The following is a 17,648-nucleotide window of genomic DNA, read 5'->3' on the forward strand; positions in this document are numbered from 1 at the left end:
TACCAAGTCACAAACTTGTTGTGTCCGCCATGTTGCCAGTCGGCAGGTGCAAAGTCCATACTCCTGGAAATGGCGGAGCAGGCTCACTTTTTCGTTGTTCACCGGTTCTTTACTGAGCCGACCCTAAAGTGAGCGACTGCGAGCTTCCCAATGCAATCGAGTACAGCGGTCCCTAAATGACTCAGAAAATCCTTCTCGCCGAAGACGACAACGACATGCGCCGGTTCCTGGTGAAGGCGCTGGAAAAGGCGGGGTACAAAGTTTCCTCCTTCGACAACGGCGCAAGCGCCTATGACCGCCTTCGGGAAGAACCCTTCTCCCTTCTCTTGACCGACATCGTGATGCCGGAAATGGACGGCATCGAACTGGCACGCCGCGCCACCGAGCTCGATCCGGACCTGAAGGTCATGTTCATCACCGGCTTTGCTGCCGTCGCGCTGAACGCCGATTCGAAGGCGCCGAAGGATGCAAAGGTCTTGTCCAAGCCTTTCCACCTCCGCGATCTCGTCGACGAAGTGAACAAACTCCTTGCTGCGTAAGGCCTTGTCGAGAGGTTGAAAAAATCTCTTCACAAAACTGCAAAATGCCTATTGACGGGCGAACAGGTTTTGTGGTCTTAAGCCGCCATCGGATGGGCGTGTAGCTCAGCGGGAGAGCACTACGTTGACATCGTAGGGGTCACAGGTTCAATCCCTGTCACGCCCACCATTCGAATTCTTTCAAGGGCTTGCCGGAAACGGCGAGCCCTTTTGATTTTCCGGTTTCGCCCGAACATCTCTGCACGACATCAATCGATACCCGACAGGTAAGCGGGGATTGATTCGCCCCGAATTCATCCGAGGGCCCTCCATCAGGCCCGTCGCTTTGGGATCCGCTCATGGCAGGCAAGCCGGCCACCCGCACAGTGACACGCGCCAGGGCTCTGGAACGCGTCAAGACGTCCTCGCGAGTGCAAGGGTCCGATCTGAAGCCCGTCAACGCGTCTGCGCACTCCGGCAGGCTGACTGCGGCTCTGGTCCCCCTTGAGGAACAGAAACCGCAGATCCCGGTCAGCTTGGCAAATACTCCGAGCTCCAGCTCTCGCTGACCACACCGTCAGCCAGCAGCCTCTCGATTTCGTCGCTCGTATAGCCGAGCTCTTCAAGAACCGTCACGGTGGAGGCGCCGTATTTCTCCGCGGGCGGCGGAGAGACGATCGCGCTGCGGCTTGGTCGGATGGCATAGGGGTCGAGTTGTGTGACGACATGACCGCTTGGGTGGTCGGTGTACGTCGAAAAGGAATAGCTTCCCCGGTCGATGCCGTTGGTTCCGTCGGCCTCCCGTGAATAGCGCGACCTCAGGGCGTCAATATTGTCGCAAATGGCCGCGCCGAAACCTGCCGCATGCAATTTTTGCAGCCAAGCCTGAGAGGTATCCTTGGCAAAGATGCTGGAAAGAAACGCATCGCGCTCGTCTTTCGGCAGACCGGCAATGCCCTTGAAGTCCTCCAGACCATCCAGACTTGGCACATCATGCTCGTTCGAGCTGAACAGGAGATAGTCGCCGGACGCCGTGTAATAGAAGCGCGTCAGCGCATCGTATCCAGGAACATACCGGCCGGAGGGTTCATTGAAGAGGCCTCGGTCGCGATAGTCGTAGCAGAAGGGGATCTGCAGCAAGCCGCTATTGGCGGAGAGCGAGGTTCGCCCACGGCCAATCCGACCGGTCTTAAGCTTCTGGTAAAGGGCGGCCGCCACGGCGAGAGCACCGCCGAAGCCACACATGACGTCGATGGTGCCGACATGCGCATGCTCTTCAGGCTCATGCATCGATCCGCCGAAACGCAGCATGATACCGGTCGCCGCCTGCACGAGATCGTCATAGCCGACATAGTCGGTCCGAGGGCCGCGGCTGACCCCGCTGAAGCAGTCGAGTTTGCAGAAGATGGCGTCAGGATTGATCTTCGCCAGCGCATCGGCATCGAGCCCCATCTGACGGACCTGGTTGTCCGGCGCATTCCAGACAATGACATCGACCGACTTCACCAATGCCTCGAACGCCTTGCGCCCCTCGGCGGATTTGATGTCGATGAGTGCCGATCGCTTGCCGCGCATGTGCGACATGCCAAAAATGACGGTATTCCAGCAATCGTACAGAGGTGATGCAGGGTCGAGCTTGATCACTTCAGCGCCAAACCGGGCGAGGTAATACACGGAATGCGGTCCGGCGATGACATTGCACAGGTCGAGCACGCGAACGCCCTCAAGCCAACCGCTGCGATCATTGGAATCGGTAACCCGTGGCAGTTTGGTCTTCTGCTTCTTTAGGAGGTCCAATGCGCTGGAAAATGGCACCCAGCGCCTTGGCACCGGAGACAGGGCCGCCTCGCCGCTGTCCTCAAGCCAGACGACGGGTCCGGGCTGGATCATGGTTCCGTATTCCGGATCCTGAACGTCAATCATCAGACCCGCCGTCTCGGCGTGATCATCATTGATCCATTCCTGCAACCAGCGTTGCGGCGCGCCGGGAAAACCGCCACGTCCGAAGATCCGCTCCCATTCCTTGGCTGTCCGGGTGAGGAAGACCTGCTTCATTCTCGCGGCAATCTTGTCTGCCCAGAACTTGGGTAGCGGGTAAACACCAAGCGAGACGTCGGATTTCCATTCGGAGGTCGGAAGGTATGTATCCTCCTCCTCCATCAATCCGTCGGCAACCAGCTCCTCGTAGATACCGAGGGCCTGCAGACAGCGTTTTGCATGATGCTTGTGGCTGGGGCAGACAACATAGAACATGCGTCCGTCCTTGCAGAGGTAGCTTCGGTAGAACGGATCAAGAAGCTCCTGCAGTTCCTCATAGGCGAGGTTCATCGGCAGGCCCTCGACCCGCCTGCGGGCGATCTCCTGCTCCCGCTGGGTGATGTAGCGAGCCGGCAAGCCATCGATCTGGATCGAGTTGTAGCAGAGCCCTTCCATGACGGCGCTGGCGAGCGGGACTTCGATGTGGTCGCCAAGGCCGGTACGTTCACGCGCCTGCAGGGCGAGCACAGCGGCGGAAGCCGCCAGCATTGCGCCGTAGGCGGAGGCAAGCGGCAGCGGAGAAAATGATGGATTGACGCCCATCAGCACGCGATTGAGGCCCATATCGGTAAACACACCCGAGCTTGCCGCAATGATGCTCTCATAGGCGCGTAGCTCGCGTCGTTCCTCGTCATTCGATGCAAAGCCCGGAATGGAAAGGGTGATCAGTTCCGGCCGCTCCTGCCTGAGACCAGCGAAGTCTATCTTCAGCGCCTCGAGTTTCCCCGGCCTGAAGTTTTCGATGACGATGTCTGCTTCCGCAATCAGCGCCAGCGCCTGCTCGAGGCCTTCCGGCGACTTCAGATCAATGGTGACGATCAGCTTGTTGCGATTGAGTGTCGCATTGGCCGGGCTCTGCCAAAGAGGACCACCGGGCGGATCGATGTGAACCACCGTCGCTCCGAGGTCGCCAAGGATCATGGCTACGGCCGGACCAGCGATATACTGGCCAAAGTCTACGACCTTGACACCGTGGAGGGGGAGTTTGTCTCGAGTGTTGACTACCATTGTCATTGTCCTGATTGAGTCCGGGACTTGCCAGCGCGTCACGCGTTTTCGGCAGCGTCCTGAAGAATAAAAGCGGCCGCTTTTTCGGCAATCATCAAAGTCGGTGCATTGGTGTTGCCGCTGGTGATGTTCGGCATGACCCCGGCATCAACGACGCGCAGGTCGGAAATTCCCCGCACCCGCAACCGGCTGTCGACGACTGCCATCGGGTCGTCGTGTCGCCCCATCCTGGTCGTTCCGACAGGATGGAAGATCGTGCTGGCGATATCACCGGCGAGCGTCGCGAGTTCCTCGTCCGTCTGGTACTGGATCCCCGGCTTCCATTCCTCGGGCTTGTATTTCGCCAGCGCCGGCTGTGCGACGATTTTACGGACCTGTCTCAAGCTGTCCGCAGCAATTTTCCGGTCTTCCTCGGTGCTCAGGTAGTTCGGCGCGATGGCCGGCGCATCCGAGAAATCGGCCGAGCGAATGCGCACGCTGCCGACACTTGTCGGATTGAGATTGCAGACGCTCGCGGTGAAGGCAGGAACGGTGTGCAATGGCTCGCCGAAAGCATCCAGACTGAGCGGCTGGACATGATATTCCAGGTTGGCGTGAGGTTGGCTATCATCCGAGCGGGTGAAAGCGCCGAGTTGCGAGGGCGACATGCTCATCGGGCCACTGCGCTTCAGCACATATTCAAGCCCGATCATCGCCTTGCCGAAAACACTGCCCGCCAGCGTATTCAAGGTTTTCGCTTTGCCGACCTTGAAGACCGTGCGGATCTGCAAATGGTCCTGCAGGTTCTCGCCGACGCCCGGCAGATCATGCGCAACCTCGATGCCATGCTGCTTCAGAAGCCCGGCCGGACCGATACCCGACAATTGCAGGAGCTGCGGCGAGCCGATTGCGCCGGCGGACAGGATGACTTCCCGACGCGCCCGAACTTGCACACTGCGCCCTTGCCGCTGAACCACCACACCCGCGCACCGCTTGCGGCCCGACCCCGACGTTTCAAGGATCAGTCGCTCCACATGGGATTGGGTCCAGACGCTGAGATTGGGGCGCCCCTTTGCCGGGCGCAAGAAGGCCTTCGACGTGTTCCACCGCCAGCCGGAGCGCTGATTGACCTCGAAATAGCCGACGCCCTCATTGTCGCCACTGTTGAAATCTTCGGAGCGAGGAATGCCGGCCTCGACTGCAGCCTCGGCGAAGGATTCGAGAATGTCCCACCGCAGGCGCTGCTTTTCGATCCGCCATTCGCCGCCGTGACCGTGCATATCTGAAAAGCGGCTGTTGTCGCCGGTTTTCGGGTCCGCGCCGTCATCCAGCCGGAAATGATCCTCATGCGCCTTGAAGTCGGGCAGGCAGTTCTGCCAGGACCAGGCGTCGTCGCCGGTGGTGGTCGCCCAGCCGTCGAAATCACGCGCCTGGCCGCGCATATAGATCATGCCATTGATCGAGGAGCAGCCGCCAAGCGTCTTGCCGCGCGGATAACGCAGAGACCGACCGTTCAGGCCGGCATCGGGCTCGGTTTTGAAAAGCCAATCGGTACGCGGATTGCCGATGCAATAGAGATAGCCGACCGGGATATGGATCCAGAGATAGTCGTCCTTCCGGCCCGCCTCCAGCAGCAAGACACGGATTGCCGGATCGCGGCTGAGACGATTTGCGATCAGACATCCTGCAGAGCCACCGCCCACGATGATATAATCAAAAACGTCATCCGACGGACGTGAAGCGCCACGGGTCATGGGCTCGCCCTCCGGTCGCGATGCCACACTCTACACGGAGCAAATCTCGCATCATTCCTTGGCATGCCACACTCCCACCCCGCTTGCTCTCAGCATTAACGTAGAAACAAGCCGGGAATCTAATGACAAATAACGCAAGGCATCATAAGCAGAATTAATATGCCACCATCGATCGACTTGAGAACATTGAAGGCATTCGCCGCCGTTGCACGGGAAGGCAACGTGACGCGTGCGGCAGAGCAGATGCATGTCACCCAGCCGGCTGTCACCCTCCAGTTGAAACGACTTGCCGCGGATACGGGCGTAACGCTGTTCCGGCGGACCTCTTCCGGCCTGGAACTGACCCAGGACGGAGCCCTGCTCGCCGCCAAAGCGGAACAGGTGCTGGCAGCGCTCACGGATTTCGGCCAGACGGCCGGGCATCTGTCGACGCGCGTTCGAGGGAAACTGCGGATCGGCACGATCATCGATCCCGAGTTCACCCGATTGGGCGCCTTCCTGAAAGCGCTTATCGAGCACGGGCCGGGCATTGAAACCACACTGCGCCACGGGATGAGCGGCGAGGTACCGGAGGGGCTGAGGCGAAATGAGCTCGATGCCGGCTTCTATCTCGGCGACCCAAGATACCATGAGCCCTCCTCGGACATCGCGGGAGAGGCGGCCGCCCCCTTGTTCGATTCGCGGGAACTGGCGCAGCTGACCTACCGGGTTGTCGCCCCGCCATCCTTCGCAAGCCTCGTGCGTGGCGCAGACTGGAGACAGCTGGCATCGCTCCCCTGGATCGGCACGCCGCCGGCTTCCGTTCACAATCGTTTGCTGTCGCGCCTATTCGCAGATCTGGGCCTGCGACAGAATGTGGTTGCCCATGTGGACCAGGAAACATCAATGCTTGCCATGGTGCGGACAGGGGTGGGACTCAGTCTCTGTCGCGAGTCCATCGCCCTTCACGAACAGCAGTCGAACGGTCTCGTCATCGCGGAAAACGTCAAGATTCCTACTAAGCTGAGCTTTCTCTCCTTGAGGGCGCGCTCCGCAGATCCAACGATACTGGCCGCAATGGAGGCAATCAGGCGTGTTTGGGGCTGATTGCAGCAACGGGGACCGGCGTCTCCATGACGGCGCAGGAAGAGCAGAGAAAGTGTTGTTGCGCTCGCAGGCCGCTCTCGAAAGAACTCATGATCGACTGGCCGGCCGAACTTGCATCTCCCCTGCAACTCACCCCTTCACCACCGCCACATCCTCCCCCGCATAGACCACGACATAGCCCCCCTCAGCCTTCAGCGTCCGCGCCCTCTCCTCAAGCAAGTCGATATAAGGCGCATCTCGCCACTTCGCGCCCGCCGCCGGCTCCACCAGCACCGTCAGCTGCGCCCCTTGCGCATACAGCATCATCCGGCTCACGCGCGGCTCCCATTCGGGCCCAAGCGTCGGATCGATGCGCCAGAGGCAGTAGAAATCGCGACAGGTCGCGGGCCGCGCGGCATAGGCATCACAGCCGCCACCGGGCAGGCAATGGCGGCAGGGCTGGTTCGCCGGTTTGTCGAATTCTGCGATGTCGGGAAGGATGCAGCAGAGCGAACAGCTGCCACATTCACGGCCTGGCACCAGCGCCAGGCCCTGTCCTTCCCCCGGGAGAGCCATGTCAGGCCGCCGGGCCGATGCTGACCGTGATCGGCGAAAGCCCTTCGACGGCACCGGCGAGCCGGTCGCCCGGCTGGAGTGCACCGACACCCGACGGTGTGCCGGTAAAGATCAAGTCACCAGGCGTCAGATGATAGTAGCGCGAGAGATGACTGACGATTTCAGGCACTGACCAGATCATGTCGGAGAGCTGCCCCTCCTGGCGCAGCCGATCATTGACGAGAAGCGAGATCCGCTGCGCTCCAGGCTTAAATTCCGCAGCCGGCGTGATCGCGCCGATGACAGCCGAGTCTTCAAAGGCCTTGGCGATATCCCAGGGCCGCTGCTTGTCCTTCATCACCTGCTGCAGGTCACGCCGCGTCATGTCGAGCCCCACCGCATAGCCGAACACGGCCGTCATGGCTTCGTCGGTGGAGACCCGGAAGGCGGGTGCACCGATCGCGATCACAAGCTCGATCTCGTGGTGATAGTCCTCCGTTCCCGGCGGATAGGCGATTGTGCCGCCTTCGAGAACGAGCCCTGTCGGCGGCTTGGTGAAATAGAAAGGGGCGACACGATCAACAGTGTTGCCGAGCTCTGCGGCATGCGCCGCGTAATTGCGTCCCACACAGAAGATGCGGTGGATCGGAAAGCCGTCCTCCATCCCGAGGATCGGAACGTGTGGCGCGGATGGAACGGTGAACAGGGGACGGGAAGCGGGCAAGACACACTCTCTTCGGATGGAAACAGGGATGGCCGCAATAAAGGACCGCGACGCGGCCATCATACCCACCTGCAACGACTTGTGCATCAGCCGTGATCAGCAAAGACAATCTTGCGACAGGCTTGGAACATCGGCACAAACATGTAACAAATCTGCCGCGACCGCGTTGCATAATGCGTAAGCAGATCCGTCGAACAGAGCGAGAAGCGAAGACCTCTCGCTCCGGCAAGACATCGAAAGGCAAGAAAAAATGAGCATCAAGATCGTGCCGGTCATCATGGCCGGCGGCAAGGGAACCCGTCTCTGGCCATTGTCGCGCGCAGCCGCCGCCAAGCAGTTCATCCGTTTCCTCGGCGACGAGACCTTGCTGCAGAAGACCTTGGCCCGCGTCTCCGACGAAGCGATCTATGACGCGCCGATCGTCGTCACCAACGAGGACTTCCGCTTCCTGGTGGCCGAACAGGCGCGTGAACTCGGCGTCAAGCTCGACGGCATCATCCTGGAGCCGGAGGCACGCAACACGGCAGCTGCCGTCGCCGCTGCCGCCGTCATCGTCAGCCAGCGCCATGGCAGCGACACCCTCATCCAGATCCTGCCCTCCGACCATGAGATCACCGTCGACGACACCTATCGTGCCTGCGTTCAAAAGGCCGCATCCGCCGCCCGAAACGGCAAGATCGTCACCTTCGGCATCACGCCAACCGAACCTGCGACCGGGTACGGTTACATCGAGATCGGCGCGGACGTCGGCAACGGCGTGCACACGGTCTCGCGTTTCGTCGAGAAGCCCAATGCGGAAGTCGCAGAGGAAATGCTGGCCAGCGGCAACTATGCCTGGAACTCCGGCATGTTTGTCTTTTCCGCCGGCCAGATGATCGCAGAACTGCAGGAACTGGCGCCGGAAGTCCTGGCTGCCGTCGAGAAATCGGTCGAGAACGCCAAGGGCGACCTCGACTTCACCCGCCTCGACGGGGAAAGCTTTGCTGAAAGCCCCAGCATCTCCATCGACTATGCGATCATGGAAAAGACCCCGAACGCCGCTGTCGTGCCCTCGCCGATCACCTGGTCGGACCTTGGCAGCTGGGACGCGATCTGGAAGCTCGCCGAAGGCGACGAGAACGGAAATGTGGTGAACGGCAACGCCACCGTCTCCGACACCACAAATTCGCTCGTCATGTCGCGCAACGCCCATCTCGCTGTTCAGGGCATGGACGGTGTTGCCGTCATCGCCTCCGAAGATGCCGTCTATGTCGGCCGCCTCGATCGGGCCCAGGAGGTCGGCAATCTCGTCAAGATGCTCGCCGCAAATGAGAAGACGGCGCACCTGACCGAGAACCACCCGACAGCGCTGCGTCCCTGGGGTGGCTACACCTCGATCCTCAACGGCGACCGTTTCCAGGTGAAGCGCCTCTTCGTCCATCCGGAAAAGAAGCTCTCGCTGCAAAAGCATCACCACCGCGCAGAACACTGGGTCTGCGTGCGCGGCACGGCGGAAGTGACGATCGACGACAAGGTCACCGTCCTGCACGAGAACCAGTCGATCTATATTCCGCAGGGCTCCGTGCACCGCCTCGCCAACCCCGGCAAGATCCGGCTCGAGGTGATTGAGGTGCAGACCGGCTCCTATCTCGGCGAGGATGACATCATCCGTCTGGTCGATGAATTCGGCCGCAGCTGACATCGGATCATACACCGCATCATGGCGGCCCGGCGGCTTCAACCGTCCGGGCCGCTTGCTTTATGGCGCTGCATTGCACAAGATCGATGCAAGCCGGAAAAAGCGGCAGGGCGAACAGCGAAGTGGTACCGTATGTCAATCAAGGCAAGCATCTATCATCTCACCCACTACACCTATGACAACCCGGTCCAGCTCGGACCGCAGATCATCCGGCTGAAGCCTGCCGCCCATTCCCGGACCAAGGTTCTCTCGCATTCCTTGAAGGTCACGCCCGAGAACCACTTCGTCAACCTGCAGCAGGACCCCTACGGCAACTATCTCGCCCGCTTCGTCTTCCCGGACCCGGTCACCGAGTTCAAGATCGAAGTCGATCTGGTCGCCGACATGACGGTCTACAATCCCTTCGACTTCTTCACCGAGGAAATCGCGGTCAAATGGCCCTTCGACTACCCCGAAGACCTGCGCGACGACCTGAAGATCTACATGACGCCGGAACCTTCGTCTCCAGCGCTGGATGTCTTCATGTCCACCGTCGACACGACGCCCGGCCAGGGCACGATCGACATGGTGGTGGGGCTGAACGCCCGGCTGCAGCACGACGTGGGCTATGTGATCCGCATGGAGCCAGGCGTCCAGACGCCCGAGGAAACGCTCACCTCGGCGCGCGGCTCCTGCCGCGATTCAAGCTGGCTGCTCGTCCAGATCCTGCGCCGTCTCGGTTTTGCCGCCCGCTTCGTCTCCGGCTACCTCATCCAGCTCGCACCTGATCTGAAGGCGCTTGATGGGCCATCCGGCACCGAGGTCGACTTCACCGACCTGCATGCCTGGGCGGAAGTTTACATCCCCGGCGCCGGCTGGATCGGCCTTGATCCGACCTCTGGCCTTTTGACGGGGGAAAGCCACATTCCGCTGGCTGCGACCCCGCATTTCAAGAACGCAGCACCGATCTCCGGCGGCTATGTCGGCCAGGCCAATACAGAATTCGCCTTCGACATGCAGGTGAAACGCGTCGCCGAACATCCGCGCATCACCAAGCCATTCTCCGACGACAGCTGGGACGCCCTGAACGCGCTCGGCCTCAAGGTCGACGGTGACCTGAAGGCACATGATGTGCGCCTCACCATGGGCGGCGAGCCGACATTCGTATCGATCGACGACTTCCAGTCCGCCGAATGGAACACCGATGCCGTCGGTCCGACCAAGCGCGACCTCGCCGATCAGCTCATCCGCCGGCTGCGCGAAAAATTCGCCCCCGGGGGCTTCCTGCATTATGGCCAGGGCAAATGGTATCCGGGCGAAAGCCTGCCGCGCTGGACCTTCTCGCTCTACTGGCGGAAGGACGGCAAGCCGATCTGGCATGATCCGGCGCTGATCGCCGCCGAAGAGAAGGATACGGGCGTCACCCACGAACAGGCGCAAGCCCTGATGGCGGGGATCGCAGCGGAGCTCGAGATCGAAACCGAGATGATCATCCCGGCCTTCGAGGATCCGGCCGAATGGATCATCAAGGAGGGCAGCCTGCCCGAGAATGTCGATCCCTCGAATTCCAAGCTCGAAAGCCCGGAAGAGCGCGCCCGCATCGCCAAGGTCTTCGAGCGCGGCCTGACGAACCCGACCGGCTACATCCTGCCGGTCCAGGCCTGGAATGCCAAGGCTGCTGGCCGACGCTGGGTCAGCGAGAAATGGCGCACGCGCCGCGGCAAGATCTTCCTCATCCCGGGAGACAGCCCGATCGGCTTTCGAATGCCGCTCGGGACGCTGCCCTATGTGCCGCCTTCGGAGTATCCCTACATCCACACCACCGATCCCTCGGTCCTGCGCACGCCCCTGCCGGATTTCGCCCCGCGCGATTTCGGCCCGGTTGTGCGCGAAGGGCGCGCCATGCCGGAAATCTCCCGCAGGACCGGCGAGCCCCAGCAGGACCGCAACGAACAGACCATCGCCGGATCGGTCGAGGACATCAGAGGGGCAGTGCGCACCGCGATGAGCGTCGAGGCTCGCGATGGGCGCCTCTGCGTGTTTATGCCACCCGTCGAAGAAGTCGAGGACTATCTCGAATTGGTGGCAGCAGCCGAAACGGCTGCCCGCGGTCTTGGCCTGCCCGTTCACATCGAAGGTTACGCCCCCCCGCAGGACGAGCGCATCAACGTCATCCGCGTGGCACCCGACCCGGGTGTCATCGAGGTGAACATTCACCCGGCCGAAAGCTGGCAGGACTGTGTGGCGACGACCAACACAATCTATGAAGAGGCACGCCAGACCCGTCTCGGCGCCGACAAGTTCATGATCGACGGCCGCCACACCGGAACGGGCGGTGGCAACCATGTCGTGGTCGGCGGCGCCAATCCCGCCGACAGCCCCTTCCTGCGCCGTCCCGACCTGCTCAAGAGCCTGATCCTGCACTGGCAGCGTCACCCGGCCTTGTCCTACATGTTTTCCGGCATGTTCATCGGCCCGACCAGCCAGGCGCCGCGCTTCGATGAAGCCCGCCATGACAGCCTCTACGAGCTGGAAATCGCCATGGCCCAGGTGCCGATGCCGGCAAGCGGTGAGGAAGCCCCCCTGCCCTGGCTCGTCGATCGCCTGTTCCGGAACCTCTTGATCGATGTCACCGGCAACACCCACCGCTCGGAAATCTGCATCGACAAGCTGTTCTCGCCGGATGGCCCGACCGGTCGTCTCGGCCTCGTCGAGTTCCGAGGCTTCGAGATGCCGCCGAATGCGCGCATGTCGCTTGCCCAGCAATTGCTGGTCCGCGCCCTGATCGCCCGCTTCTGGAGAAATCCCATCGGTGGTCGTTTCGTCCGTTGGGGAACGAGCCTGCACGACCGCTTCATGCTGCCGCATTATCTCTGGCTGGACTTCCTCGAAGTCCTGGCGGACCTGCGCGAGAACGGTTTCGACTTCAAGCCGGAATGGTTTGCAGCCCAGCTCGAATTCCGCTTTCCCTTCGTCGGAGAAGTTACCTACGAGGGATCGAAACTCGAGCTGCGCCAGGCGCTGGAACCCTGGCATGTCATGGGCGAGGAAGGCGCGCCCGGCGGCACGGTCCGTTACGTGGACTCGTCTGTCGAACGCCTGCAGGTGCAGCTGGAGACAGCCAATCCCGAACGCTTCGTCGTGGCCTGCAACGGGCGCCAGGTTCCGCTGCGCAAGTCTGACGTGAATGGTGTGGCAGTCGGCGGCGTACGCTACAAGGCCTGGCAGCCGGCCTCCGGCCTGCATCCGGTTCTGCCCGTCAACACACCGCTAACATTCGACATCTATGATACATGGTCTGCCCGGTCGATCGGGGGCTGCGTTTACCACGTCGCACACCCTGGAGGCCGGACCTATGACACTTTCCCTGTGAATGGGAATGAAGCGGAAGCCCGTCGGCTTGCACGTTTCGAGCCTTGGGGCCATACAGCCGGCTCCTATCCCCTATGGCCCGAAACCGTGTCGCCGGAGTTTCCACACACTTTGGACCTGAGACGACCGCAAGGTATCTGATCTGATGGCACAAAAGACGGCAGCGGAGCTTTCCCCGCCAGACCCGCCGAAAAGCGAGGCCCACACGGCCGGCTATCGCGCGCTGGCGGGCGCTGCCGATGAGATGCTCGATACACAGGGCAATGTGCGGCCTGTCTGGCAGGCGCTGGTCTCGGCCATCGACACGATGCCGGAACACGAACTGCACGAACGATTCGCCCGGGCCGATCGCTACCTGCGTGATGCCGGCGTCTTCTACCGCGCCTATGGTTCTGGTGGGTCGAGCGAGCGGGCCTGGCCCTTCTCCCATATCCCGGTGATAATCTCGGATGCCGAATGGCAGGCTCTGGGCGAAGGTCTGGTGCAGCGCGCGAACCTGCTGGAAGCCGTTGTCGCCGACATCTACTCCGAAAACAGGCTCGTGCAGGAAGGGTTCCTGCCGCCGCAGCTGATCGCCTCCAATCCCGAATTCCTTCGGCCGCTCGTTGGCATCAAACCGGCCGGTGGCCACTACCTGCATTTCTGTTCGTTCGAGATCGGCCGTGGCCCTGACGGCAACTGGTGGGTTCTCGCCGACCGGACCCAGGCCCCGTCCGGGGCCGGCTTTGCGCTCGAAAACCGGGTCGCGACGGCACGCGCCTTCTCCGACATCTATGCCGAGACGCATGTTCATCGCCTTGCCTCCTTCTTCGGCGCCTTCCGCAAGGCGCTGCAGGCACGCACCCGCAACAGCGATGAACGTATCGCCGTGTTGTCGCCGGGCCCGGCCAACGAGACCTATTTCGAGCACGCCTATATCGCCCGCTATCTCGGCATCATGCTGCTCGAAGGTGAGGATCTGACCGTCGTCAACGGCCGGGTGATGGTCCGAACCGTCGCCGGCCTCAAGCCCGTCAGCGTGTTATGGCGCCGCCTGGATGCCGCCTTCGCGGATCCGCTCGAACTCGATCAGAATTCCTATATCGGCACGCCCGGCATGGTGGAGGCCTTGCGCAACGGCGCCGTCACCTTCGTCAACGCACTCGGCTCCGGCATTCTCGAAACTCGCGCGCTGCTTGCCTTCATGCCCACCCTCTCGCGCCATCTGCTCGGCGAAGAGCTGAAGCTTCCCTCGGTCGCCACATGGTGGTGTGGACAGAAGGCAGAACGCGAACACGTGGCAAACCATCTCGACCGCATGGTCATCGGTTCGGCCTTCTCCCGTCTGCCCTTCTTCGACGACGGCGGGCGATCCGTGATGGGATCGCGCTACAAGGACCCGCAGGGACGCACCACCGCCGAGTGGCTGGAAACGGAAGCCGGCAATCTTGTCGGCCAGGAAGTGGTCACCCTGTCGACGACACCGGCCATCGTCGATGGCAAGCTGACGCCGCGACCGATGTCGCTGCGCGTCTTCGCCGCCCGCACGAAAAATGGCTGGCAGATCATGCCGGGCGGCTTCGCGCGCATCGGCAGCGGATCCGATGTCTCGGCGATTGCCATGCAGTCCGGCGGCAATGCTGCCGATGTCTGGATTGTCTCCGACAAGCCGGTCGACCGAACCTCCCTGCTGCCGGACGAGGAAACGTTCACCCGCAATATGCCCGGCAGTCTGCCGAGCCGAGCTGCCGACAACCTCTTCTGGCTCGGCCGATACATCGAGCGCGGCGAAGGTGTCTTGCGCATCATGCGCGCCTGGCATGCGCGCTATGCCGAGAGCGCCAATCCGGATCAGCCGCTGCTCGCCTTTGTCAGCGAGTATCTCTCGAACATCGACGTCGACACCCAGTCGGGCGTGCCGGAAAGCCTGCTGCGCAACATCGACAGCGCTGTTTATTCCGCGAGCAACATCCGCGACCGCTTCTCACCGGATGGATGGCTGGCACTGAACGACCTGTCGAAGACCTCCAAGCGCTTCCACGAGAAGGTGAAGCCGGGTGACGACGCGGCGCATGCCATGACCATCCTCCTGCGCAAGCTTGCGGGCTTCGCCGGTCTGGTGCACGAAAACATGTACCGTTTCACCGGCTGGCGCTTCCTGACGATCGGCCGTCTGCTGGAACGCTGCCTGCACATGACCCGCCTGCTTGGCCACATGACCGGTCCGGACGCTCCGGATGGCGCGCTCGACATGCTCCTGGAGATCGGCGACAACGTCATGACCCACCGTCGACGTTACAACGTCTCGACGGCACGCCTGACGGTGACCGACCTCCTCGCACTCGACCCTCTCAACCCGCGCTCGATCCTCTTCCAGCTCAACGAAATTCGCATCGAGGTCGAGCAACTGCCGAACGCCATGGTCAACGGCCAGATGTCGAGCCTTTTCCGCGAGGCCATGCGTCTGCATTCGGGCCTGGCGGTCATGACGCCAGAGGGCATGTCGGCCGAGGTCTACACCAATCTGGAGCGGGAACTGGAGAAGTTCTCCGACATCCTCGCCCAGACCTATCTGAGCTGAGGCCATGCTCTACGACCTCTCGCTCCATATCGGCTATCGCTACGAGGTCCCGGCCACCGGGGCCCACCACATGCTGCGCCTGCTGCCGCTGTCTCTGCCGGATCGCCAGCGGCTCATCGCCGGTGCCATAAAGGTGACGCCGGAGCCCGACGAGATCACGACATTCAACGACTTCTTCCGCCATCCCGCGAGCCACGCCATCCTGCGCGGACCCCATGAAAAGCTCGACATCCGCATGCAGGCCCGCGTCCTGGTTCAGCCCCAGCCGATGACCGCCGACTTCTCGCCGCTGCTCGACAGCCTTCCGCAGGAGATAGCCGAGACCTGGTCGCTGGACGCCGAATCGCCGCACCATTTTCTCGGCACCAGCCCGCGCCTGCCCCGCGACAAGGCGATCTCGGCCTATGTGCAATCCATGCTGAAGCCAAGCATGACCGTGCGCCAGATCGCCGAGACGCTCTGCAGCCGCATCCACAAGGACTTCAAATACGATGCCGAGGCGACCACGGTCGACACGACGCCGGCCGAGGCCTTCGCAAGCAAGCATGGCGTCTGCCAGGATTTTTCCCATGTGATGATCGTCGCCCTGCGCAGCCTGGGCATTCCCTCGGGCTATGTCAGCGGTTTCCTGCGGACCATTCCGCCTCCTGGCAAGGAGCGGCTGGAGGGTGCCGACGCCATGCATGCCTGGGTGAGGGTCTGGTGCGGCAAGCTGACCGGCTGGCTGGAACTCGACCCGACCAATGACATCGCCGCCGGAACGGACCATATCGTGGTTGGCTACGGGCGCGATTACGCCGATGTGGCACCCGTCATCGGCGTGTTGAAGAGCTATGGCAGTCATCAGACGGATCAGGCGGTGGATGTCATTCCTGTCCGGCAATAGGGCAATAGAGCATCGTTGCATCGAATTTTAGCGATCAGCTTAAACGGATCGCAACAGGTCCCGGTCTATAACCTTCCAAACGCTGATGTTGGATGGACATGATGACGAAACCTGACAGACAGAAAAAATCGATCGTCTCCCGATTCTTGAGCGACCGGGCCGGCAATTTCGGCATTACGACCGCCATAATCATTCCGGTCGTCGCCGCGACCGCCGGGGTTGCGATGGACTACAACAGAATGGTCCAGGTGCGCGCCGCCCTGCAGGACTCGGCCGATTCCGCCGTTCTCTCGGCAGCCAACGCGCTGGCCAAGAATGACAACCTGTCGGACGAGGCCGCTCTCGAACTGGCGCGCAAGTTCATGAAGGCCCAGTTCTACAATGTCGTTCCGGGCGCCAGCGGTGACAGCTCCGACATCCCCGCCGACGAGGACCCGCTTGCAGGCGCGGTCGGTAACGTCGAGCGAAAGTCCAGCTCATCCGGCAAGACTTTCGACGTGACCCTGTCGACATCCTACGTCATGCCGACCAATGGCTTGACCGGTCTTCTGGGCTGGAAGGAAGTGACACTGGGGGTCACGGCCTCGGCCCAAGCCACCACCGAAAGCAAAAATGCCCTGTCGATGTATCTGGTGCTCGACCGATCCGGATCGATGGCCTGGGATACCACGATGGTGAACGAGGCACAGCCGACCAAGACCGTTTATTACAGCTGCGGAAACAAGAAAACCTGCAGCTACCAGGCGACCAACTACGTCGTCAAAATCGATGCGCTCAAACTGGCCGTTGCCAATCTGACGACGCAGTTGACCACGGCTGACCCCGAGAGCAAGTATGTTCGCACCGCGGCAGTCGCGTATGAGGCAAAGATGTATACCCCTGCTTCATTCAATTGGGGCAGCGCGCATACATTGAGTTATGTTCAGGCGCTCGTAGCCAGCGGCGGAACGGACTCGTCCGATGCGATGGCCCGTGCCTATACCGACGTCATAAAGTCGTCCGAGGACACGGCGCATAAGAACAAGAATGGCCAGGTTCCAAGCAAGTTCATCGTCTTCATGACCGATGGCGACAACAACCAGTCGAGCGCCGACACGAAGACCAAGGCGACCTGCGAGAGCGCCAAGAAGGCCGGCGTTGAGATTTTCACCGTCGCCTTCATGGCCCCGAGCAAGGGTCAGGCGCTCCTCGAATACTGCGCGACAAGCACGTCGCACTACTACGACGCACAGGATGCTGCCGAGCTGGTCGCGGCTTTCAAGGAGATCGGCGACAAGGCGGTACAGGCCTCGACCCGCCTCACCAACTGACCACATCCAAAACGTTTTGGATTTTTCTGAAAATTCGACCGCAGTCATCTCGACTGCGGTCTTATCGTATGTTCGCAATGTCGGGATAAAAGAATAAATTCAAGAATTTGCATGCCATGCTGCCCGCTTGAACAATTTTCTCCGCGCCCGCTCGCCGCTGTTGCAACTGTTCCATTTCGATGCGTAAACTGCCGTCCCAGGGTTCGGCGCCTGCGATTGCATC

11 protein-coding genes and 1 tRNA gene are annotated in these 17,648 nt (G+C 61.4%); 8 read left to right on the top strand and 4 right to left on the bottom strand.

Going from position 1 to position 17,648, the window contains the following annotated elements; genetic code table 11:
* The first annotated feature begins 176 nt into the window (after positions 1–176).
* Together cpdR1 and QTL56_RS09455 are read left to right on the top strand one after the other, a co-directional pair.
* Entirely contained in the window at positions 177–539 is a 363-nt protein-coding gene (gene cpdR1, locus QTL56_RS09450) for a response regulator CpdR1 (protein WP_006726917.1), read from the top strand.
* A gap of 94 nt (positions 540–633) precedes the next feature.
* Positions 634–708, top strand: a tRNA-Val gene (locus QTL56_RS09455).
* A gap of 341 nt (positions 709–1,049) precedes the next feature.
* Here QTL56_RS09455 and QTL56_RS09460 read toward each other — a convergent pair.
* A complete protein-coding gene (locus tag QTL56_RS09460; protein ID WP_245136078.1) occupies positions 1,050–3,563 on the bottom strand; it encodes a CoA transferase in 2,514 nt (837 codons plus the stop codon).
* A 38-nt stretch (positions 3,564–3,601) separates the two neighbouring features.
* Positions 3,602–5,296, bottom strand: a complete 1,695-nt coding sequence (locus tag QTL56_RS09465; protein WP_245136077.1) for a GMC family oxidoreductase — start codon at positions 5,294–5,296, stop codon at positions 3,602–3,604.
* A 159-nt stretch (positions 5,297–5,455) separates the two neighbouring features.
* Here QTL56_RS09465 and QTL56_RS09470 point away from each other — a divergent pair, with 159 nt between their 5' ends.
* Positions 5,456–6,382 carry a LysR family transcriptional regulator gene (locus QTL56_RS09470; RefSeq protein ID WP_245136076.1) on the top strand — a complete coding sequence of 309 codons (927 nt, stop codon included), beginning with the start codon at positions 5,456–5,458 and terminating at the stop codon, positions 6,380–6,382.
* Between the two features lie 129 nt (positions 6,383–6,511).
* Here QTL56_RS09470 and QTL56_RS09475 read toward each other — a convergent pair whose 3' ends face one another.
* Positions 6,512–6,937: a hypothetical protein gene (locus QTL56_RS09475; RefSeq protein ID WP_245136074.1), complete on the bottom strand. Its 426-nt coding sequence runs from the start codon at positions 6,935–6,937 to the stop codon at positions 6,512–6,514.
* A 1-nt stretch (position 6,938) separates the two neighbouring features.
* Positions 6,939–7,580: a fumarylacetoacetate hydrolase family protein gene (locus QTL56_RS09480; protein ID WP_245136631.1), complete on the bottom strand. Its 642-nt coding sequence runs from the start codon at positions 7,578–7,580 to the stop codon at positions 6,939–6,941.
* 310 nt (positions 7,581–7,890) lie between these two features.
* On the opposite strand from QTL56_RS09480, the gene QTL56_RS09485 reads away from it, so the two are divergent.
* From QTL56_RS09485 to QTL56_RS09505, 5 genes are all read left to right on the top strand, one after another.
* Positions 7,891–9,318, top strand: coding sequence for a mannose-1-phosphate guanylyltransferase/mannose-6-phosphate isomerase (locus QTL56_RS09485; RefSeq protein ID WP_245136071.1), 1,428 nt, complete (start codon positions 7,891–7,893; stop codon positions 9,316–9,318).
* A 132-nt stretch (positions 9,319–9,450) separates the two neighbouring features.
* The gene (locus QTL56_RS09490) at positions 9,451–12,810 is read left to right on the top strand and encodes a transglutaminase family protein (protein ID WP_245136069.1); all 3,360 of its coding nucleotides are present in this window, start codon (positions 9,451–9,453) and stop codon (positions 12,808–12,810) included.
* Positions 12,811–12,814: 4 nt separating this feature from the next.
* The gene (locus tag QTL56_RS09495) at positions 12,815–15,229 is read left to right on the top strand and encodes a circularly permuted type 2 ATP-grasp protein (protein WP_229574575.1); all 2,415 of its coding nucleotides are present in this window, start codon (positions 12,815–12,817) and stop codon (positions 15,227–15,229) included.
* A 4-nt stretch (positions 15,230–15,233) separates the two neighbouring features.
* Positions 15,234–16,115 carry a transglutaminase family protein gene (locus tag QTL56_RS09500; protein ID WP_229574576.1) on the top strand — a complete coding sequence of 294 codons (882 nt, stop codon included), beginning with the start codon at positions 15,234–15,236 and terminating at the stop codon, positions 16,113–16,115.
* Between the two features lie 101 nt (positions 16,116–16,216).
* On the top strand, positions 16,217–17,425 hold the full coding sequence (locus tag QTL56_RS09505) for a TadE/TadG family type IV pilus assembly protein (RefSeq protein ID WP_245136067.1): 1,209 nt from the start codon (positions 16,217–16,219) through the stop codon (positions 17,423–17,425).
* Positions 17,426–17,648 lie beyond the last annotated feature (223 nt).

Source organism: Peteryoungia algae (genome assembly GCF_030369675.1).
In the GTDB taxonomy this organism is placed as follows: domain Bacteria; phylum Pseudomonadota; class Alphaproteobacteria; order Rhizobiales; family Rhizobiaceae; genus Allorhizobium; species Allorhizobium algae.

Excerpts from the sequence above, each read along its gene's own strand:
- cpdR1 (WP_006726917.1), top strand. The coding sequence starts at position 177 with ATGACTCAGAAAATCCTTCTCGCCGAAGACGACAACGACATGCGCCGG.
- QTL56_RS09460 (WP_245136078.1), bottom strand. The coding sequence starts at position 3,563 with ATGGTAGTCAACACTCGAGACAAACTCCCCCTCCACGGTGTCAAGGTC.
- QTL56_RS09465 (WP_245136077.1), bottom strand. The coding sequence starts at position 5,296 with ATGACCCGTGGCGCTTCACGTCCGTCGGATGACGTTTTTGATTATATC.
- QTL56_RS09470 (WP_245136076.1), top strand. The coding sequence starts at position 5,456 with ATGCCACCATCGATCGACTTGAGAACATTGAAGGCATTCGCCGCCGTT.
- QTL56_RS09475 (WP_245136074.1), bottom strand. The coding sequence starts at position 6,937 with ATGGCTCTCCCGGGGGAAGGACAGGGCCTGGCGCTGGTGCCAGGCCGT.
- QTL56_RS09480 (WP_245136631.1), bottom strand. The coding sequence starts at position 7,580 with ATGGAGGACGGCTTTCCGATCCACCGCATCTTCTGTGTGGGACGCAAT.
- QTL56_RS09485 (WP_245136071.1), top strand. The coding sequence starts at position 7,891 with ATGAGCATCAAGATCGTGCCGGTCATCATGGCCGGCGGCAAGGGAACC.
- QTL56_RS09490 (WP_245136069.1), top strand. The coding sequence starts at position 9,451 with ATGTCAATCAAGGCAAGCATCTATCATCTCACCCACTACACCTATGAC.
- QTL56_RS09495 (WP_229574575.1), top strand. The coding sequence starts at position 12,815 with ATGGCACAAAAGACGGCAGCGGAGCTTTCCCCGCCAGACCCGCCGAAA.
- QTL56_RS09500 (WP_229574576.1), top strand. The coding sequence starts at position 15,234 with ATGCTCTACGACCTCTCGCTCCATATCGGCTATCGCTACGAGGTCCCG.
- QTL56_RS09505 (WP_245136067.1), top strand. The coding sequence starts at position 16,217 with ATGACGAAACCTGACAGACAGAAAAAATCGATCGTCTCCCGATTCTTG.